The organism is Armatimonas sp., from assembly GCF_031410135.1.
Lineage (GTDB): Bacteria > Armatimonadota > Armatimonadia > Armatimonadales > Armatimonadaceae > Armatimonas.
This window is the reverse complement of the sequence record NZ_JANNYP010000017.1, coordinates 1-3620: the sequence shown is the minus strand read 5'-3', so window position 1 is coordinate 3620 and position 3620 is coordinate 1. Positions and strand designations below refer to the sequence as shown.

The following is a 3620-nucleotide window of genomic DNA, read 5'->3' as shown; positions in this document are numbered from 1 at the left end:
CATGATCTCCCGCTCGGCCTGTCCTATCAGCCCCTCGGTCCCCGTCAGTCAGAGCACGGTCACGCCAACCGTGGCACAGACGCAAGCGCGGCAGTACACGCCACGACCTCGCCGCCGGTTGCTGGCGAGGGTAGCACTCTGGGTGTTTTTTCTGACTCCATTGGTGGCACTGGGAACCCTCGTGCCCTCGTGGGTTTCCGAGTGGCAGTATCGTCAGTTTCTCCAGTGCCCTGAGGTGCGCGAGTCGCTCTTAGTGCCACGTGGACTTGAGGCCGTCACGAGCTCATTCTCCCCCGATGGCAAGACCCTAGCGATGGTAATTAGCCAGAAGTACCCCAAGTCGTACTCTGGGCTGTCACGGCCTGTTTATCTCAGCTTCTGGGACTGGCAGACCCGCACCGAGCGAGGCATCCAGATACCTCTAAAAACTTGGTCAGCACCTCTGATCTGGCGTAAGAGCGGCACCGAACTTCTGGTTCCGGGAGATCAACCGTTTCTTGTTGAGGTCGCTACCGGCAAGGTGACACCACTGCCTGGTGATATTTCTCTGGCAACCTCACCGGATGGCACCCGAATGATCCGCCACAGTCAGGGTAAGGGGGAGGATATGTTCCATCCCACTTCCTTCTCGGTGGCGGATGTGGATAGTCGCAAAGTGGTTGCTCATCTGGCACTTCCAAAGTCTCTTCAGCAGAACCTTGATAACACGACGTTTTCACGCCGGTGGAGCTTCTCTCCAGACAATGCCTATGTTGTGCTGACGGTTCCGTCAAATGGGATTGCGCAGAGGAATGAAGGAGTGTTGATCTATTGGAAAGTGGGACAAGAAGAGCCGCTCTGGATGGTGCGAAGTGATAGTCTGCGTGCCGCGGTCTTCGATTCCACAGGCGAGCGACTCTATACCACGATCCACGATGAGACAGTAAGTGGGGCGGCGAGCTACACTGGGCCACATCTGGCTTGTCTGGAGACGACGACAGGAAAGAAACTCTGGTCGTTGTTTGCCTACGATGCAGAGGTACTTATTCAAGGCGAAAGAGGCTTTTGGAGAAATAACAATAATAGTGTTCACGTTTTTGATTCGAAGACAGGGACGCAAGTTACTGAGCTAACAGATAACGTAACAGATAGCCATGGTTTCCATGGTGTTCCAGAGCTGGCGCTCTCCCACGATGGCAAGATGCTTGCGGAGCGTCACGAGTTTGGGATTCGCCTGCGCCCACTGGCAGGAGAGAAGGGAGTTCCCTGATGCGCCTGAAAACCAGCACTCCCCCCACAACCACGACCTACACCCCGTCCGCATCGCTGACGGCACCTGTGGCACAGACTCCGACAACGATCAGTGTTACTCCCGTGGCTTCTTCCGTGCGTCGACAGAAAAAAAGCCGTCGGCGCTGGAGCTTGGCGCGATTGGCACTCTGGATAGTTGGGCTGATGCCCTTGGTGGCGCTCGGGCTGACTCTGAAAAAGCCGGTGGCGCTGGTGCTAGCGGAGCAGCGGCTCCTCCCAGAGAAGTTCTTTCCTGCTCCTTCGGGTGCACTCTCCAATGGTTTTATGATCTCTCCCGATGGTCACTGGCTCGTGCAGCGTACTCTTTCAGAGAAGCTAATGCCCAGGGGAAACTACCAGATTTGGAACAACCAGACACAGGTTTTCGATACTGAGACAGGAAAGCAGAAGGCGCTTATCTCCAATATGACAGGCATTTCCTACAGGATCGGGATCAATGCTGATGGGAGCCAGATACTCACTGCAGAGTCCGGGGACTACAAAAAAGAGGAGCGCCGACTTCTCTGGCGGAGCGCCACCGATGGCAATGTGCTTAAAACTGTTCTCTACCCTGGTACGGACTCTGAGGTTGTGTTCTCGCGCGACAATCAGACGCTTCTGGCAGCCGAGGCCCATCGTGTTGTGCTACGCAGTACGCAAACGGGAACCCTAGAGACGGCTCTCACGATCCCCAAAGTGCTGGGGAAAAAGAAAACAACGGGCCGGGCGACTCAGCTTGCTCTCTCCCCCAATAAGGAGTGGATCACCGCACGGGTTCTTCTTGAGAACAAGGCCTGGGATCAGGAAGGGGCACGAATTGTCCTATGGCGGCGTGGTGAGTCCTCTCCTCGCTGGAGCGTACCGGTGCAAGACGGAAATAGTGCTAACACCATTGCTGTCGCCGACGAGGGAACGGTGCTGGCAACGGTAGCGAAAATCATCCCTACGGCGGACTACCACTTCAACGACAACGACTTTCAGGGTGTGATCTGTCTGGAGGCTGCGACTGGGAAAGAGCGCTGGTTCTTTCCAAAATCACAGACAAAAAATGGGATCATGGCGACGCTCGCGCTGGATCTGATGCACCAGTGGGCTGCGGTGCGTTACTCGGATCGGGTAATCGAGGTGCGGAATCTGAGAACGGGAGCCCTGATCACTGAGATAGACACTCGGCAGAAGGTCAGCAATAATGGTGTCTACGGTGAGCGGCTGCGCTTCTCCTCCGATGGTATGAAGCTCTACGACCGGCAGAACGAAGGGATTGGTGTTTGGAGCCTTGCGGGGCTGAAGTGAAGGACATCTTTATTCTCTTGAGTCTCGTCAGAACTGGCCCAGAGTCCCGCGCTTGAGCTCCCAGAAGGCAAGGGCCGCGATGAGAAACGCGACGATAACGAGCGCCAGCCAGAGACGGCCTAGGGTTTTGTGACGCGCGGCTCCCAGCAGGCTTAGCGGGATCAGAAAGGGAAAGAGATCGGTGGTGTAGCGCGAGCCGTACTGCGCAAAGCCGTTCCAGCGAAAGAACAAATAGGGCACGAAGCCACAGAGCACGCCGAGGACCAGCATCCGGGCCTTGGGAGACTTGAGCGGGGCGGCAAGTCCCAGCAGCAGAAACGGGCTGATGATCCACGCAGACTGCCCGCCCGGAGGGAAGTGTAGCCACGGAGCGCTGGGGCGAAGCTCGGGGAAGCGCCAGAAGTAGAAGCTCAGGTTGTCCTTGAAAAACGCCGTCTGGTAGACCGGGAGCTGCTTCCACTCCGCGTAGGCTAGGCTGTAGCCCGTGATAAAGGGGCTGCCGGTCATCCGCCACTGCAAGATCAGCCAGAGCGTTAATGGGGCAACTGCTCCCAGAAGTGCAAGACCCGCCCGAAAGCCAAAACGCCTCAGCCGCGCCCGCCGGTAGCCAGCGGGCCAGAGGGCGAGCACGGTGAACGGGAGGGTGAAGACCAGTGCATTGCGGCAGCCACAGGCGCAGGCAAAGCAGAAACCAAACGCGAACCAGCGGCGACGTACCAGAAACGCCATCGCGGCCATCGAGAAGAGCAATCCCTCGGTGTGGAGCAGGAACCAGACCTCTCCCTTGGTGACAGAGTAGAAAAGCGGCGTTGCTAAAAGATAGGTAACCGTAGCCAATATCGCACGCTTGCGGCAGGGGCGCAGGCGCTTTAAAAAGCCCCACAGGGCGATTCCCGACCAGAGTAACAAGAGCGTGTTGAGCTGCGGCTGGCCCAGTGCGCCTCGGGTGAGAAAGATCAGGGGCGCAAGAGTCGCGCTGGCAATCGGCGCATAGCACAGATAGAACTTTCCCTCGCGCTCGTACATCTCCCAGTATGGGGTGCGCTCGTCAAAGGCGA

2 protein-coding genes and 1 pseudogene are annotated in these 3620 nt (G+C 57.4%); 2 read left to right on the top strand and 1 reads right to left on the bottom strand.

Annotated elements, in window-relative coordinates; genetic code table 11:
- Positions 1-1249, top strand: a 1249-nt coding sequence (locus RMO15_RS00655) for a WD40 repeat domain-containing protein (RefSeq protein WP_309706905.1), incomplete at its 5' end; no start/stop codon positions are given.
- Positions 1249-2562, top strand: coding sequence for a hypothetical protein (locus RMO15_RS00650; protein ID WP_309706904.1), 1314 nt, complete (start codon positions 1249-1251; stop codon positions 2560-2562). The genes RMO15_RS00655 and RMO15_RS00650, both read left to right, overlap by 1 nt.
- 27 nt (positions 2563-2589) lie before the next feature.
- Here RMO15_RS00650 and RMO15_RS00645 read toward each other — a convergent pair.
- Positions 2590-3620 (bottom strand): annotated as a pseudogene (locus RMO15_RS00645) (hypothetical protein); the annotation flags it as partial.